Genomic DNA, 13,115 nt, shown 5'->3' on the forward strand with positions numbered 1-13,115 from the left:
GGACTTGCAAAGGCAGGCGTGCAACATACATCATATAAACAAAGGGATGCGTAACGCGCGTTTCACAGCATAAAAAATGGAAGCTCGTAGAAAAAATACGAGTGTTAACCAAAAATTCTCTTGAAGTGCGCAGGTTTCAATCGAACCTTAAGAGTATGAGACCACGGTGAACCTAAGGCCACCGCAGGCCGAATATAGACCCGAATGAAAGGAGCACCCCCACAGTGCCATCATTTTCCAATAGCCTAGAACAAGCCATCCACGCAGCATTGGCCCTTGCAAATGCACGCAAACATGAACTTGCAACGCTTGAACACTTGTTGCTTGCTTTGGTTGATGAACCCGATGCGGGCCGCGTTATGCAGGCCTGTAATGTTGATCTCGAAGAATTGCGCAAGACGCTTGTCGATTACATTGAAGACGATTTGACGACCCTGATTACGGATGTCGATGGGTCAGAAGCTGTGCCCACCGCATCGTTCCAACGCGTCATTCAACGCGCTGCGATCCATGTACAATCCTCTGGTCGCACCGAAGTGACAGGCGCAAATGTACTGGTTGCGATTTTTGCTGAACGCGAATCCAATGCGGCGTTCTTTTTGCAAGAACAAGACATGACTCGCTATGATGCGGTTAACTTTATTGCGCATGGCGTTGCCAAAGATCCAAACTATGAAGAAACGCGCCCTGTAACAGGCGCGGACGATGAACATGACCAAGACCAGTTGGGCGGTGCAACTTCAGGCGGTGACGAAAAAGAATCCGCCTTGGCTAAATACTGTGTCGATCTCAATAAGAAAGCCGCCAAAGGGGATGTGGACCCCTTGATCGGCCGCGCCCATGAAGTTGAACGTTGCATTCAGGTTCTTTGCCGTCGGCGTAAAAACAATCCCTTGCTTGTGGGCGATCCTGGTGTGGGTAAAACGGCCATCGCGGAAGGTCTGGCTCGCAAGATTGTCGATGGCGAAACGCCTGAAGTGTTGTCCCAAGCAATCATCTATTCGCTCGATCTCGGCGCATTGCTCGCGGGCACGCGCTACCGTGGTGATTTCGAAGAGCGCCTAAAAGCGGTCATGAAAGAACTCGAAGACCACCCAGATGCGATTTTGTTTATTGATGAAATCCACACTGTTATCGGTGCGGGTGCCACATCTGGTGGCGCTATGGATGCGTCGAACTTGCTGAAACCTGCTTTGGCGGGCGGCAAACTGCGCTGCATGGGCTCGACAACATATAAAGAATTCCGTCAACATTTCGAAAAAGATCGCGCTTTGGTGCGCCGCTTCCAAAAAATCGATGTGAATGAGCCGTCAGTCGATGATGCTGTGAAAATTTTGATGGGGCTGAAACCCTATTTCGAAGATCACCACGACATTCGCTACACCAACGATGCGATCAAATCCGCTGTGGAATTGTCGTCACGCTACATCCATGACCGCAAGTTGCCAGATAAAGCGATTGATGTCATCGATGAAGCTGGTGCAGCCCAGCATCTTTTGTCGGAAAGTCGTCGTCGCAAAACCATCAGCCCGAAAGAAATCGAAGCAGTTGTTTCGAAAATCGCGCGCATCCCGCCGAAAAGCGTGTCCAAGAACGATACAGAGATTCTCAAGGATCTCGAAGGATCGCTCAAGCGCGTGGTCTTTGGTCAAGACAAAGCCATTGTGGCCTTGTCATCAGCGATCAAACTTGCACGTGCTGGCCTACGTGAGCCAGAGAAACCTATCGGCAACTACCTGTTCGCAGGACCGACAGGTGTCGGCAAAACCGAAGTGGCCAAACAGCTGGCAGACACTTTGGGTGTCGAACTTTTGCGTTTCGATATGTCTGAATACATGGAAAAACACGCCGTTTCACGCCTCATTGGTGCGCCTCCCGGCTATGTGGGCTTTGACCAAGGCGGCATGCTGACGGACGGGATCGATCAACACCCGCATTGTGTGCTTTTGCTCGATGAAATGGAAAAAGCGCACCCTGATGTTTACAACATTTTGTTGCAAGTCATGGATAACGGCAAACTAACCGATCACAACGGTCGCACCGTGGATTTCCGCAATGTTATTTTGATCATGACATCAAACGCTGGCGCATCAGAACAAGCAAAAGAGGCAATCGGCTTTGGCCGTGATCGCCGCGAAGGAGAAGACACAGCAGCGATTGAGCGGACCTTTACCCCTGAATTCCGCAACCGCTTGGATGCTGTGATTTCCTTTGCTCCGCTGCCAAAAGATGTGATTTTCCAAGTTGTTGAAAAGTTTGTTCTGCAACTCGAAGCACAGCTTATGGATCGCAACGTACATATCGAACTTACGCGTGCTGCAGCTGAATGGCTGGGTGACAAAGGCTATGACAGCAAAATGGGCGCGCGTCCTTTGGGGCGCGTAATCCAAGAACACATCAAAAAACCGCTCGCCGAAGAATTGCTGTTTGGCAAGCTGGCCAAAGGTGGTGTGGTGCAAGTGGGCGTTAAAGATGGCCAAATCGATTTGCGTATCCAAGAGATTGGCGACAAGCGTATCGGTTCACGCAAAAAGCCGCCTTTGCTGACGGCGGACTAAGGCCGTAAGTATGCGATCTGTTCTGACATCACTCTTGTCAATTTTGTCCCTCGCAAGCCCTGCGCTTGCGGGGGACATTCGTTTAAGCCAACCCATCGACTGCACCCTAGGCAGCGATTGCTATATCCAAAACTATGTCGACACAGACCCCAGTTCAGCAGCCCAAGATTTTACCTGTGGCGCGCTGACCTACAACGGCCATAAGGGGGTTGATTTTGCACTGCCCACACAGGCCGACATGCTCAAGCCCGTTAATGTTCTAGCCTCTGCCGCTGGTCGCGTTGTTGCCACACGTGATGGCATGGCCGACATCTCGCAAAAATCTCCAAATGCGCCAAATGTAAGCGGTGTCGAATGCGGCAATGGGCTGGTACTTGATCACGGCGGTGGATGGACAACGCAGTACTGTCACATGAAACGCGGATCTTTGATTGTGAAACAAGGCGATCAGATCGAACGCGGTGCTCCTTTGGGGCAAGTCGGACTGTCTGGGCGCACCGAGTTTCCACATGTGCATATCGTTGCGCGTAAAGATGGTAAAGTGATCGACCCGTTTAATCCATTCGCGTCCAAAACATCCAATGCATGCACGACCACGCCAACTGACAGCCTGTGGGATCAACCGATTGCGTATCAAAGCACCAGTCTTTTGCAGGTTGGTATCGCAAGCTCGGAGCCCGAGTACGCTGCGATAAAAGCAGGCACGGTCTTGGTCGACAGCTTGCCCGTTTCTAGCCCTGCACTTGTGGTCTATGGCTTTGCCTTTGGTGGTCAAACGAACGACATCATGCGCCTGACATTACGCGGACCAAAAGGGATCGTCGCGCAGCGCGATGTGACATCAACGAAAAACCAAGCACAGTTTTTCAACGCCACAGGACGCAAATCATCGCAGAGCTGGCCCGAAGGCACGTATGAAGCACAGGTTGAAATCGAACGAAATGGCATTGTCATCAGCTCAATGTCACATCAGATTGACTTGATCCCGTAAAACTATTTTTCTGTCAGTTTCAACTCGATGCGGCGGTTTTGTGCATATGCTGCGGGGCTATTGCCTTGCGCGATCGGATGATATTCACCAAAACCAGCAGCAGCCAAACGACCCGCGGGAAATCCCAATGCATCCGTCATATAGCGCACCACAGAAAGTGCACGCGCCTGACTGAGTTCCCAGTTGTCTTTAAACTCGCCTGTTCCCGATAGTGGCGCGCGATCAGTATGCCCATCAACGCGGATCACCCAATCAATTTCGGCAGGAATGTCTTTGGACACATCCGACAAAATCTGTGCCACACGCGCAATCTGCGCCTGCCCTGAATTGGCCAAAGTGGCGGAGCCTTGATCAAACAAAACTTCAGAACTGAACACAAAACGGTCACCGACAATCCGCACGCCTTCGCGGTCGCCTAGGATTTCGCGCAACCGTCCAAAGAATTCGGAGCGGTAGTTTTCCAGCTGCTTAGCTTCAGCTTCCAAACGCTTACGCTCTGCTTCTTCCAATTCTGCACGGCGGCGCTCTTCGGCTGCGACCTGTGCCAAGGCAGAATTGAGCCGTGATGTTAGTGCATCGATTTGAACATTTGCTTCTGCATCTCGTGACGCACGATCATCCAAGATCGCTTGAAGTGAGGAAAGCTGGCTGCGCAATTCGGCCACTTGTTGATTGAGCAACGCCAATTTGCGCGATGCAGCTGCGGATTTTTCGGTCTCTGTCGCCAAGGCAGCTTTGGCGGTGGCCAAGAGCGCTGCTTGCTTTTGCGCCTCGCTTAATTGTTCTTGTGCCGATTGGTCCAACGATTTTCGCGCGGCTTCTGCTGCGGCCAAGAGCGTAAGCGTTTCTTCAGCCTCTTTGCGTTCTTGTTCAAGTGCAAGGGTCATGGCCGTTAATTCATCTTGTGATGTGGCCAAACGGTCGCGCAAGGATTGCAAAGCCGCTTGATCCAACAACCGATCCTGTTCGGCTTGACTGAGGGCTGTGGTCGCTTGCTCAGTGTCAACAAGGGCTGCGGCCAATGCGGCGTCTTTTTCTGCGGTTTCTGATTGCAATTGCGCGACCAAAGCATCCAAAGCTTCGCGGCGCGCAGCTGCCAAACGGGCTTGTTCAGCGGCCGCATCTATTTCATCGCGCGCCTGCGCCAACGCCAATTGCAGCGCTTCTTGATCACTTAGAATTCTATCTTTGGCCGCTTCCAGTTCTGCCACGGTTGCAGTCAATTCCTCTGCGCGCCCCACTGCACTATCGCGTTGCGCAAGAAGGCTGGCAACCTGCGCTTCAAAGGATGAAATATGCGCAAGCTGTGCTGCATTGTCTGCTTGCAAGGATGTGATCAGTGCGGTTTGCGCATCAGCGATATTGCGTGCCTCGCTGAGTGTTGCGCGCATATTTCCAAGCTGCTCTTCCAGACCAAATGTTTTTTGCTGCTCAAGACCAAGGGCGCGCGCCAGTGCTTCAACTTCGCTGGACAGGGCGTTTAATTCGCTTTCTTGCCCCGTGATTGTGTCGCGCAGCATGGCTTGGACCACCATGAAAATGGTCAACACGAACATAAGAACCAAAAGCAAAGCGGTCATAGCATCGACAAACCCGGGCCAAATTGACCCAGACATCCGCTGCGAAGACCGACGCAAAACAGCCATGTTTACGTGTCCTGCCCCGACAGATCACGCAAGGCGCGCGTGAGTGCCGACAGTTCTGACTGGAGCGCATTGGTGCTTTCTTGCCGCCCTGCTGACAGCTCTTCTAAAATGCGCAAAAGCTGAACATCAATCGAACGCAAGCGCATGCGGCCTTCTGCGTCTTCGCCAAAAGGCGCTCCACCATCCGATTTTTTTTCTAGTACGGTAACAAGGCGCATCTGCGTTTCAGCAAGGCTGTCGAGCGCGCGCGTTGAACCGTCATTATCGTCCATTTTCGCGACCAAACGATCAATGGACTGTGCCAGTTGATCCATTCGGTCATCAGCCGCAGATCGCGCAACAGCTGATTGGGTAAACAGGGTCTGCAAAGCATCCATCTGTTGGCTCATGTGATCCAAAACACCCACGGCCCCAGACATTTCGCCGTCGCCGTCATTGCCTGAAAATCCGATGCGCGTGATGGATGACATCCACTCTTCGAGTTCGCGGAAGAACCGGTTTTGGCCATGAGACGCAAAGAGTTCAAGCAGGCCAACAACCAAAGACCCAGCCAAGCCCAAGAGCGACGACGCAAATGCCGTGCCCATACCGCCCAGCTGTTGTTCCAATCCCGTCATCAAACGTGAAAACACATCTGCGGCCCCTTCGCCTTCTGTCGGGGACAGCGCGCGAATGGTATCGACGAGCGCGGGTACAGTTGTAGCAAGTCCGTAGAACGTGCCCAGCAACCCCAAGAAAATCAAAAGGTTCGAAATATAGCGGGTGATGTCGCGGGCTTCATCAATGCGGGTAGCGACCGAATCCAAAATAGAGCGCGATGACGAAGCAGAAATTTGTGACTGCGCGCCCCGTTCGCGCATCAAACCCGCCAAAGGGGCCAGCAAACGTGGTGCCCGTTTGCCCTGCTGTTGCGGGCGCACACCGATGAAACGTTCAATCCAATTGACCGAACCGACCAGTTGAATGACCTGCCAAAAACAGGCAACGACACCGATGACAAACACCAAGGCGATGAAGCCGTTTAAGAACGGATTCGCCAAAAATACAGGCAAAACCCGCGGCAAGGCCACGTAACCACCAAAGGACACCAGCCCTAAGACGATCAGCATTAGGGTGATCTGCCTCACGGGTTGTGAAAAAGATTGTACTGCTTCGCGATCGGGTTGGTCCATTGACCTCATCCTGACCTGTTGTTTCTATTGCTGTCACGATAGGCGAGGAAGCTGCTCATGCCAACACAGGATTTACTTTACGCACAAAGACGCTGGCGCACTTTTTCTGACAATTCCGTAAGATCGTGATCTTCCATCCCCAGTTCGATCAAATGGGATGCTGTGTTGAACAAATAGTCACAATTCGGCCCACGCCCGCCGGTTGCTTTAGCGATGATATCAGCTTGTTCGTCCAAGGTCAGCGCCCCTGTGTATTGCGGGTGCGCTGGATCAATCACATAGGCCAGTGCTTGTAGTTCACGCCCATCAGGCCTGCGCAGAGGCACAAGATGTTCGACATATGCAGAGGACACCAATTCGCGTTCGCGTAAATCTGCAAGTGATTTTTCTGCAAAATCAGGGCCGATGCGAAAGGCCACCCCCTGACAACTGGCGTCTGGCTGTGCATCAAGAGCAAGCACCAAGCCTGGCACCTCGACGCTGCCGCGGTGATGAATTGACCACATGCAAAAAGAGCGCGCATATCCATCAAGTACAGCAGGTGTGCGTTCGATATAATCGAATTCGGGGTTCCACAACAATGATCCGTAACCGAAAACCCAAAACCCATTTTCTGCGTCGATCATTTGCCTTGTCCCGTCTGTGCGCTGATCCAAAGACCCACGCAGTGCCATGTTCCGTATTTCGCTCAGTGTTTTTTGGCACTCTGGCCAAGTTCAGTAACTGCGTTTAAACACATCTTACGCCCTTGCTCAAAGAGTTCGTGAAAGGACCTGCTATGCGCAAACTTATCTTTCTGTTTCTAATCGCTGTCGTCTTGTATTCTGGGTATTGGCTGATCGGCGCGCGCACAACAGAACGCAGCATCGCCGCATGGCTTTCAGCGCGTCAAGCCGAAGGGTGGCAGGCAGACTATGCAGCGCTGGACACAGGCGGGTATCCTTTAAGCTTTCACACAGTGTTGCAGGATTTGGCGATTGCTGACCCCAAAACAGGCGTGGCATATCAAACATCGCAGTTTGAACTAAAAAGCCGCAGCTTCACACCCACACGGGTCGAGGCCACTCTTGCACAAGACCTGCGTGTTTCAACGCCGCTGCAAACAATCAATGCCACCAATGAAACGATAAACAGCACATTGGTTTTGGGCGTTGGGCCATCTCTCACTGTGCATCAAGCCGCGTTTAATTTTAGCGAGATCACAGCACAATCATCTGCGGGATGGGAATTGTTTTTAAACGAGGCTCAGGCGCAAGCTGTCCGTAACCCAGATACCCCGTTTACTTATGAAACACAGTTTTCACTAACAGGCCTCAAACCCTCATCGGGACTGCTGTCAAAGCTGAACCCCGAAGGCGTGCTGTCAGATACATTTGACAGCTTGCAAATCGATACGACCATAAAGTTTGACAAAGACTGGGATATCACAGCGCTCGAAGGTCCGCGCCCGCAACCCAAACATGTGGTCTTGCACAAAGCATCAGCCATTTGGGGGGCCGTTAATTTGAACATCGCAGGTGAATTTGATGTCGACAAGCAAGGCTATCCAAACGGCACAATTCAAATTCAAGCCACGAATTGGCGCGAATTGATTGCGCTTGGCACTGCATCTGGGGTTATTCCGCAATCTATGGAATCCATTGCCCTGCGTGCGGGCGAAATCTTGGCCAAGATGAAAGGCAATGCGAATACCATCGATGCCGAACTTAGCCTTTCGGGTGGGTCGATCGCCTTTGGATTTATTCCACTTGGCCCTGCCCCGCGCTTGATCATTCGCTAAATCTAGCGGCAATAACTGCCAGATCTGTAGCGTGCCGTGTCAAAGTGAAAATGGTCTTTGTGATATTTGTTGGCATTGGGCCCCAACACCGTACCAAAGGGACCGCAAGCAGACTTGTGCATTTTCTTAAACATCTTGCCGTAAGCCCTGCTATTCCAACCCTTTAAAACAGTCGCAACATCGCCATTTTTGAATGTGACGCCTGCGATATCAATAGCACGCCCACGTCCATGTTCAGACACTTTAGCGCCTGGAATATTATTGCGCGGTCGGCAGGCATAACTGGCCACAACCGTGAGTGAACTCAGCCCGCCCCCGATACGTTTGGCAGCAGGTTTTGCACCTTTTTCGACCCACTTGTGCAAGGCCTTTGCCGTAGTGCAATCGATTGTCGCAGGGCGTGACAATGTAACACCTGAAATTTCGGTCACATGAACAGGCCCATCTAAACCGCAGCCTTGTAACTTGGCGGGGATCGCTGTGGACAGCGTGCCACGGATCTCTTTGACGCCACAAACAGATCCTTTTGACCGATACTTCACAGCTTGCACAGTTGGCGCTGTCAGCCCTTTTGGACGGGCTGTTGGCAAGATAGATATGGCCATTTCAGACACTGTGTTACCTTGCTGCGCGGTCGACACATTTAGAGGCGCAGCAACTGGTCTGGCTTGCGGTACAATCGACTTGGCAAGCTCAGTCGCGAAAACCGCTTTTTGCGGCACAGTCAGCGAAACGATTAGAAAACAGATCGCATATGTGGCACGCTCAGCTATCATGTCGCGTCAGAATGGCGCCCAAAGTTCGGCGCATCAGTATCTTGGCCCGCCTCAATAATTCCACGACGAATGGCTCGTGTGCGGGTAAAATAATCATGCAAGTGGTCGCCATCGCCAATTCGGATGGCGCGCTGAAGGGCGAACAATTCTTCGGTAAATCGTCCAAGTATTTCCAAAGTCGCGTCTTTGTTTGACAAAAACACGTCACGCCACATGGTCGGATCTGATGCAGCTATACGGGTAAAGTCGCGAAACCCTGCCGCAGAAAACTCAATCACCTCTTGGTCCGTCACGCGGCTTAAATCATCAGCGACACCCACCATCGTATAGGCGATTAAATGCGGTGTATGTGATACCACAGCGCACACCAGATCGTGGTGTTCTGCTTCCATCCGCTTGGTATCAGACCCAAGTGCGCGCCAGAATTTTTCTAATCTCTGGATTTCAGTTTCCGATGCGCCCTCAGGCGGAACGATCAAACACCAACGCTTATCAAACAGTTCTGCAAAACCCGAATTCGGCCCTGAGTGTTCGGTCCCAGCCATTGGGTGCGTGCCAATAAATTCAGCCTGTTCAGGAAGATGCGGTAAAACAGAGGCAAAAATATCGCCTTTTACCGACCCCACATCTGTCACAACAGCGCCCTGTTTTAGGGCTGGTGCAATTTCGGCCATAACGGTGCCCATAGCGCCAACTGGCACAGCGAGCACGACCAAATCAGCATCCTTAACCGCGTCAAGCGCTGTGTCGCACACATGATCAACTAGGCCGATTTCGCGCGCAGTATTGCGAGTCTCGCTGGAACGAGCATAGCCCGTAATTTCACCCGCAACCCCAGCACGGCGCATCGCCAAAGACATCGATCCCGCGATCAACCCAAGGCCGATGAGCGCCACGCGGTTGTAGAGAATGGTCATCGGTTTTGCTCCAGAAACTGTCCGATGGTATGCGCGACACGGCGGCATGAGGATTCATCCCCCACTGTGATCCGCAGGCAATTGGGCAGGCCGTACCCGCCAACGCGGCGCACCAAAAGCCCGTTCGCTTTTAGAAAATCATCACAGCCTTCTGCTTCGGCTTCGTTGATAAAGCGTGCTAAAATGAAGTTTGCGCAGGAGGTGTCAGAGGGCACGCCATGTTCCATCAGTGCCTCTGCCAACCACGCACGCAAACGCGCATTATCTTCGCGGCATTTTTCAACCCATTCACGGTCTTTGACAGCTGCCTCAGCCGCCGCGAGTTGGGGCTCGGACATGTTGAATGGACCGCGCACACGATTCAAAGTATCGATGATTTCCTGCGGGCCATAGCCCCATCCGATACGCGCGCCACCAAGGCCATACATCTTGGAAAACGTTCGGGTCATGACCACATTGTCGCGTGTCTCAATGAGGGCCGCGCCGCCGTCAAAGCCTTCGACATATTCGGCATAGGCTCCGTCCAGCACGAGAATAGCTTGCGCAGGTAATCCATCCGCCAAACGCGATACTTCGCGCTGACCAACCATCGTACCTGTTGGGTTCGCGGGATTTGCGATAAACACCAATTTTGTTTTCTCGGTACAGGCTGCAAGGATCGCATCCACATCAATGACACGTTCACGTTCGGGAACGCAAACAGGGGTCGCTCCTGCGGCCAAAGTCGAAATACGGTACATCGAAAACCCGTGTTCCGTGTGAATAACTTCATCACCGACACCTGCATAGGCTTGGCATAAGAATGTGATGATCTCATCAGAACCAACGCCCACGATGATCTTTTGCGCATCAAGCCCGTGAACATCCCCAATCGCTTGACGCAGACTCGCGTGATCTGTGTTGGGATAGCGGTGCAATTGATAAGCCGCCTTTGCAAAAGCAGTTTTCGCAGAATCAGGCGTGCCAAACGGATTTTCGTTTGACGACAGTTTGATTGCGTTATCTTGTCCTTCGATTTTACTTGCGCCGCTTTGGTACAAAGTAATGTCGAGAATTTTCGGTTGCGGTTCAATCACACGGGTCATTTGGGCAGCTCTCGGTAAGGTAGATCACTCATACAAGCGCCTGCCCCGCAAGGAAAGTCTGATTGCCCACACAGGTCAAAATCTTGTGTATCGCGGCTGTTTTGTCGCGTTTCCCACAACAGAAAAAAGGCCGCCCAAATGGACGGCCCTTTAAATTTTGATCGAGACGGCTCAGATTAGTTCTGAGCGTAGAATTCGATAACGAGGTTTGGTTCCATTTGAACAGCGAATGGAACATCCGCAAGACCAGGCTTGCGTACGAATGTCGCTTTCAATTTGGAGTGATCAGCTTCGATGTAGTCAGGAACATCGCGTTCAGCCAATTGAGTTGCTTCAAGAACAACTGCGATTTGCTTGGAACGATCACGTACTTCTACAACGTCACCTTCTTTAACACGGTAAGAAGGGATGTTTACGCGTTTGCCGTTCACTGTCACGTGGCCGTGGTTTACGAACTGACGGGCAGCAAAGACAGTTGCCACGAATTTTGCGCGGTACACAACAGCGTCCAAGCGGGATTCGAGCAAACCAATAAGGTTTTCACCTGTATCGCCTTTAATGCGCACAGCGTCAGCGTAAATGCGGCGGAATTGTTTTTCTGTCAGATCGCCGTAGTGACCTTTCAGTTTTTGTTTAGCGCGCAACTGAAGACCGAAGTCAGACAATTTGCCTTTGCGGCGCTGACCGTGCTGGCCTGGGCCATATTCGCGACGGTTTACTGGGGATTTAGCGCGGCCCCAAATGTTTTCGCCCATGCGGCGGTCAATTTTGTACTTGGCAGATGTGCGTTTGGTCACGATCTGGATCCTTTCAATGTGATGCTCCACCCGAAATGCAAGACAGAACGTCATGCGCCCAAGTGGCAGCCTGTGAAAGGTGCTGTCCTTTGCTTTCCACGAACTATGTGCATTGCGCACAGTTATCGCTTACGGCCGACAGGCATCCCCTTGCGGGGGCCACCAACACCAATGTTAGCCCGCGCGCTTTTCAGCCCACGGGATGGGCGGCTTATATAGTGGTGAGAGAGGGAGTCAACACGCGCATCCTTTGAAACGCGTGTTTTTTAGAACTTAGGCCACATCATGCATTAAGATTGCAGCTTCAGCCCCTGTTAAAGTGCGCCTTGCTGCTGGGCCGTATGCATCTGTACGCGCGCCAAGATCTGGAAAACGCTGTAAAAGACTTTTCTTTTGCTCCCCAGCAAGATCATCAAGATCGGCCGCGTCTGGATGAAAGCTTTCGGTTTCCAATCCATTTGCGGTGATCACCTGATGCGCATCAAACAAGAGATGGATATAGCGCAGTTCTTTTGTTGCGCGATCCACAACGATTGAGGAATCGTTCACCAAATCCTTAGCAGCGACCAGAACCTCATCGGCATTAAACAAATCACGCGCAGCGCTGCCCGAAACAAGCATTCTGTGATGCGGGGACACCAATAAATCTTTGTCAGGATTGCCCATGCCAAGCGCGTCAGCACGCAACCTGATCGGCCGCAACTTAGGCATAGCGTAAAGGCGCGCCCCTGAAATGCGGCGCCCACCAATCCAACGCAGGGCTTGCGGCCCGTTGTCTTTGGTTTGCACCAGATCGCCTTCTGCCAGATGTTCGACCAAACGCGGGCCATCAGGGGTTAAGATTTGCGTCCCCGGAGTAAAGCAAATCACAGCCCCCTGCGTATCTTCACGCGCATCCCGTGCTGTCGCGACATAGCTTGAGACCACCCAAAGATCGGTATCTTTCGGAGGCATTTCGCCAATGAACATCAGTAAAGGAGCACCCAAGTCAGGTGTATCGATCAGAGTGATCTCATATTGTTTAACCCCGTCGGTGACATCAAAGCCGCCGTCAAAAAGGCGATCTCGCGCCTCAGGGTCGTGATATATAGGAGCGCCCGCCATAGCAGAGCCGATCAACCGCCGCACAGATTGTGCCGCCCGTTGATGAAGTTCTGCTTGACCGATCGCGCCGTCGAGCACGAGTACATCACGCGGCCCGTCCACGCAGACCGCCTCACCCGTCCAACGCCATGAAGCGCCGATCGAAAGAGCGGTTAACGGTGCACGAGTGAGGCCTTCGACCTCTACCTGTGTCCACGCAATGACAAACGTGCCGGAAAAGCCCGTTCTCATAGCCTGTATGCCTGCCAATTTTTAGTTTTGTCGTTTTTTATTGGCTTAAAGGTAACAT

General features: G+C 52.2%; 11 protein-coding genes. 3 read left to right on the top strand and 8 right to left on the bottom strand.

From position 1 onward, the window contains the following. Positions 1-224 precede the first annotated feature (224 nt). Complete coding sequence (clpA, locus tag EDD53_RS07530; RefSeq protein WP_123792627.1) at positions 225-2,558, top strand: ATP-dependent Clp protease ATP-binding subunit ClpA; 2,334 nt, start codon at positions 225-227, stop codon at positions 2,556-2,558. A 10-nt stretch (positions 2,559-2,568) separates the two neighbouring features. Then, complete coding sequence (locus tag EDD53_RS07535; protein ID WP_123792628.1) at positions 2,569-3,549, top strand: M23 family metallopeptidase; 981 nt, start codon at positions 2,569-2,571, stop codon at positions 3,547-3,549. 2 nt (positions 3,550-3,551) lie between these two features. Here EDD53_RS07535 and EDD53_RS07540 read toward each other — a convergent pair whose 3' ends face one another. The 3 genes from EDD53_RS07540 to EDD53_RS07550 all read right to left on the bottom strand — a co-directional run bounded on the left by EDD53_RS07540 (position 3,552) and on the right by EDD53_RS07550 (position 6,993). Next, positions 3,552-5,195 carry a peptidoglycan -binding protein gene (locus EDD53_RS07540; RefSeq protein ID WP_123792629.1) on the bottom strand — a complete coding sequence of 548 codons (1,644 nt, stop codon included), beginning with the start codon at positions 5,193-5,195 and terminating at the stop codon, positions 3,552-3,554. 2 nt (positions 5,196-5,197) lie between these two features. Beyond that, positions 5,198-6,367: a biopolymer transporter ExbB gene (locus EDD53_RS07545; protein WP_123792630.1), complete on the bottom strand. Its 1,170-nt coding sequence runs from the start codon at positions 6,365-6,367 to the stop codon at positions 5,198-5,200. 77 nt (positions 6,368-6,444) lie between these two features. Then, positions 6,445-6,993 carry a gamma-glutamylcyclotransferase gene (locus EDD53_RS07550; RefSeq protein ID WP_123792631.1) on the bottom strand — a complete coding sequence of 183 codons (549 nt, stop codon included), beginning with the start codon at positions 6,991-6,993 and terminating at the stop codon, positions 6,445-6,447. A gap of 152 nt (positions 6,994-7,145) precedes the next feature. Between EDD53_RS07550 and EDD53_RS07555 the strand changes: the two genes are divergently transcribed. Next, positions 7,146-8,147 carry a DUF2125 domain-containing protein gene (locus EDD53_RS07555; protein WP_123792632.1) on the top strand — a complete coding sequence of 334 codons (1,002 nt, stop codon included), beginning with the start codon at positions 7,146-7,148 and terminating at the stop codon, positions 8,145-8,147. Positions 8,148-8,149: 2 nt separating this feature from the next. On the opposite strand, the gene EDD53_RS07560 is transcribed toward EDD53_RS07555, so the two are convergent. The 5 genes from EDD53_RS07560 to EDD53_RS07580 all read right to left on the bottom strand — a co-directional run bounded on the left by EDD53_RS07560 (position 8,150) and on the right by EDD53_RS07580 (position 13,057). Further along, positions 8,150-8,923 (bottom strand): extensin-like domain-containing protein, encoded by a 774-nt coding sequence (locus EDD53_RS07560; RefSeq protein ID WP_246002288.1) that lies wholly within the window; start codon positions 8,921-8,923, stop codon positions 8,150-8,152. Beyond that, positions 8,920-9,840 carry a prephenate/arogenate dehydrogenase family protein gene (locus EDD53_RS07565; protein WP_123792633.1) on the bottom strand — a complete coding sequence of 307 codons (921 nt, stop codon included), beginning with the start codon at positions 9,838-9,840 and terminating at the stop codon, positions 8,920-8,922. Before EDD53_RS07565 ends, EDD53_RS07560 begins: the two co-directional genes overlap by 4 nt. After that, positions 9,837-10,925: a histidinol-phosphate transaminase gene (hisC, locus tag EDD53_RS07570; protein WP_123792634.1), complete on the bottom strand. Its 1,089-nt coding sequence runs from the start codon at positions 10,923-10,925 to the stop codon at positions 9,837-9,839. Before hisC ends, EDD53_RS07565 begins: the two co-directional genes overlap by 4 nt. A 176-nt stretch (positions 10,926-11,101) precedes the next feature. After that, positions 11,102-11,722 carry a 30S ribosomal protein S4 gene (rpsD, locus tag EDD53_RS07575; protein WP_123792635.1) on the bottom strand — a complete coding sequence of 207 codons (621 nt, stop codon included), beginning with the start codon at positions 11,720-11,722 and terminating at the stop codon, positions 11,102-11,104. 273 nt (positions 11,723-11,995) lie between these two features. Continuing rightward, positions 11,996-13,057, bottom strand: a complete 1,062-nt coding sequence (locus EDD53_RS07580; RefSeq protein WP_123792636.1) for a Hint domain-containing protein — start codon at positions 13,055-13,057, stop codon at positions 11,996-11,998. Between the last annotated feature and the right edge of the window lie 58 nt (positions 13,058-13,115).

Origin of the sequence: Pacificibacter maritimus, from assembly GCF_003814915.1 — a bacterium.
GTDB classification, from domain to species: domain Bacteria; phylum Pseudomonadota; class Alphaproteobacteria; order Rhodobacterales; family Rhodobacteraceae; genus Celeribacter; species Celeribacter maritimus.

Bases quoted from the DNA above. Each gene is read 5' to 3' on its own strand.
- EDD53_RS07535 (WP_123792628.1), top strand. From the start codon at position 2,569: ATGCGATCTGTTCTGACATCACTCTTGTCAATTTTGTCCCTCGCAAGC.
- EDD53_RS07540 (WP_123792629.1), bottom strand. From the start codon at position 5,195: ATGGCTGTTTTGCGTCGGTCTTCGCAGCGGATGTCTGGGTCAATTTGG.
- EDD53_RS07545 (WP_123792630.1), bottom strand. From the start codon at position 6,367: ATGGACCAACCCGATCGCGAAGCAGTACAATCTTTTTCACAACCCGTG.
- EDD53_RS07550 (WP_123792631.1), bottom strand. From the start codon at position 6,993: ATGATCGACGCAGAAAATGGGTTTTGGGTTTTCGGTTACGGATCATTG.
- EDD53_RS07555 (WP_123792632.1), top strand. From the start codon at position 7,146: ATGCGCAAACTTATCTTTCTGTTTCTAATCGCTGTCGTCTTGTATTCT.
- EDD53_RS07560 (WP_246002288.1), bottom strand. From the start codon at position 8,923: ATGATAGCTGAGCGTGCCACATATGCGATCTGTTTTCTAATCGTTTCG.
- EDD53_RS07565 (WP_123792633.1), bottom strand. From the start codon at position 9,840: ATGACCATTCTCTACAACCGCGTGGCGCTCATCGGCCTTGGGTTGATC.
- hisC (WP_123792634.1), bottom strand. From the start codon at position 10,925: ATGACCCGTGTGATTGAACCGCAACCGAAAATTCTCGACATTACTTTG.
- EDD53_RS07580 (WP_123792636.1), bottom strand. From the start codon at position 13,057: ATGAGAACGGGCTTTTCCGGCACGTTTGTCATTGCGTGGACACAGGTA.